We start from the raw sequence: 284 nt of genomic DNA, 5'->3' as shown, positions 1-284 counted from the left end.
AAAAATGTTTGAAATGATGAGCAAAGTGAAAGCCAACGATAAGGAAACGAAACAATATGTGAATTTGCTTAAAAAGTTGGATAACCTAAAATTTTTCATCACATCCAATCAAAAACAAACAGCAGAAATGCGTTCTACAGCCGACAAATATTTAAAAACTGCCGGTATGGATGAGCTGATGCGAATTTCAGATGGCGGAAAAAATGTGAAAATCTACATGCGTGCAGGAGCAAATGATTCAATTGTAAAAGAATTATTTATGTTCATTGAAGGAAACGCAAAAG

General features: G+C 33.8%; 1 protein-coding gene. It reads left to right on the top strand.

Annotated elements, in window-relative coordinates; translation table 11 throughout:
* Positions 1 to 16: 16 nt before the first annotated feature.
* A partial coding sequence (locus AC23MC_RS16475; RefSeq protein WP_487570661.1) for a DUF4252 domain-containing protein occupies positions 17 to 284 on the top strand: 268 nt, incomplete at its 3' end.

This window comes from Flavobacterium sp. T50_26 (genome assembly GCF_057652995.1).
This window is presented reverse-complemented; position numbering and strand designations above follow the sequence as displayed.